Raw genomic sequence first — 1,701 nt, forward strand, 5'->3', positions numbered from 1 at the left:
GCCCGCGGGCGTCCCCGTGGTGCTCTCGGCCCGTACTCCCGCCGCCCTGCGCGAGCAGGCGGGACGCCTCCTCGGCCACCTCGCGGACCACCCGGAGCTGCCCGCGGTGGACGTGGCCCACTCACTGGCCACCACCCGCGCCGCACTGGAACACCGCGCCGCCGTCCTGACCGGCGACCGTGCGGGCCTTGAGCGCGCGCTGACCGCGCTGCGCGAGGACACCCCCGACGCCGCCCTGCTCACCGGCGCCCCGGCGCGGGGCCGCCTGGCCTTCCTCTTCACCGGCCAGGGCAGCCAGCGCGCCGCCATGGGCCGCGAGCTGTACGAGCGCCACCCCGTCTTCGCCGACGCCCTCGACGCCGTCCTCACCCGCTTCGACCAGGAGCTCGACCGCCCGCTGCGCGAGGTGATGTTCGCCGACGAGGACACCGACGAGGCCGCGCTCCTGCACGACACCGCCTACACCCAGCCCGCCCTCTTCGCCCTCGAAGTGGCCCTGTACCGGCTCGTGGAGTCCTGGGGCGTCACCCCGGACGGCGTGAGCGGCCACTCCATCGGCGAGATCGCCGCCGCCCACGTGGCCGGGGTGTTCTCCCTTGAGGACGCCTGCACCCTCGTCGCCGCGCGCGGCCGCCTCATGGCCGCCCTCCCGTCCGGCGGCGCCATGGTCGCCGTCGAGGCCGCCGAGGACGAGGTGCTGCCCCTCCTCGCGGGCCTTGCCGACCGCGTCTCCCTCGCCGCCGTCAACGGCCCCCGCGCCGTGGTGATCGCGGGCGACGAGGAGCCGGTCGCCGATGTCGCCGCCCGCCTCGCCGCGGACGGCCGCCGCACCCGTACCCTGCGCGTCAGCCACGCCTTCCACTCGCCGCGCATGGACGCCATGCTCGACGACTTCGCCCGCGTCGCCCGCGGCCTCACCTACGAGGCGCCGCTCCTGCCGGTGGTCTCCACCGTCACCGGCGACCTCGCCACCGCCGAGGAACTGCGCTCGCCGGAGTACTGGGTCGACCAGGTCCGCGCCACCGTCCGGTTCGCCGACGCGGTGCGCACCCTGCACCGCCAGGGCGCCGCCTCCTTCCTGGAACTCGGCCCCGACGCCACCCTGACCGCCGCCGCCCGCACCGTCCTCGACGAAGACGGCGACGACGAAGGACCGGTGGCGGGGACGGCGGCCCTCACCACCGTCCCCGCACTGCGCCGCGACCGCGACGAGGTGCCCTGCCTCACCGCGGCCCTGGCCGAGCTGTACGTACGCGGGACCGCCGTCGACTGGACGGGCACCCTGCACGGCACCGGAGCACGCCGCGTCGACCTGCCCACGTACGCCTTTCAGCGCAGCCGCTACTGGCCCGACACCACCTTCACCCCGGCCATGTCCGACGGAGACGCACCCCGTGGCGCGGACGCCGCGTTCTGGGCGGCCGTCGAACGCGGCGACCTGCCCGCGCTCGGCGCCGACCTCGGCCTGGACGACGAGACGCTCGCCGCCCTCGTACCGGCCCTGTCCTCCTACCGGCGCCGCCGCTCCCAGCGCGCCGCAGCCGACGGCCGCCGCCACCGCATCGTGTGGAAGCCGCTGGACGGCGCCCCCACCGGCCTGCCCACCGGCACCTGGCTGGTCCTGAACCCGGCAGGCACCCCCGGCCCCGACGCGGCCGCGCTCCTGAACGCCCTCGGTAGGGACACGGCCGTCGTCACGGC

The 1,701-nt window shown here is 76.7% G+C and carries 1 protein-coding gene; it reads left to right on the forward strand.

Annotated elements, in window-relative coordinates; translation table 11 throughout:
* Nucleotides 1-1,701: acyltransferase domain-containing protein (locus tag AB8Z36_RS39760; RefSeq protein ID WP_369218227.1), on the forward strand; the 1,701-nt coding region annotated here is incomplete at both ends.

It is taken from the genome of Streptomyces flavofungini, from assembly GCF_041028215.1.
In the GTDB taxonomy this organism is placed as follows: Bacteria; Actinomycetota; Actinomycetes; order Streptomycetales; family Streptomycetaceae; genus Streptomyces; species Streptomyces flavofungini_B.